This window comes from Spirosoma agri (assembly GCF_010747415.1).
Taxonomy (GTDB): domain Bacteria; phylum Bacteroidota; class Bacteroidia; order Cytophagales; family Spirosomataceae; genus Spirosoma; species Spirosoma agri.
On record NZ_JAAGNZ010000026.1, the window covers coordinates 1 to 465 of the forward strand.

The following is a 465-nucleotide window of genomic DNA, read 5'->3' on the forward strand; positions in this document are numbered from 1 at the left end:
GGGGGGCAACTGGACCAATAAGGCGGGCTGGCTCAGCGGCTGCGACCCCTGCACGGGCAACGGGGGGCAACCCTGGTTTGGCCTGGGATGCACCAGCGGACGGGTGAGTCGAATTAGTCTATACCAAAACAACCTGGTGGGTAGCCTACCGGCTAGTCTGAGCGGGCTGACGGGTCTACGGACGATTCAGATCAACGGCAACGCCCAGTTGGGGGGCAGTATTCCAGCGGGGCTAGGTAGTCTAACCGCATTGATCGGTATCGAGCTAGATAATAACGCGTTGACGGGCGGTATTCCCACTACTCTGGGTGCGCTGACTAATTTGCAGCAACTTATCTTAAACAACAATCAGCTAACGGGCAGCATCCCCCCCAGCCTGAGTGGACTAACTAGCCTGTTGAGATTTTTAGCCAACAATAATCAGCTAACGGGCAGCATCCCAACTAGTCTGAGTGGGTTGACCAA

1 pseudogene is annotated in these 465 nt (G+C 55.9%); it reads left to right on the forward strand.

Annotation, left to right across the window (positions count from 1 at the left end):
* Positions 1–465: pseudogene (locus tag GK091_RS29310) on the forward strand (hypothetical protein); the annotation flags it as partial.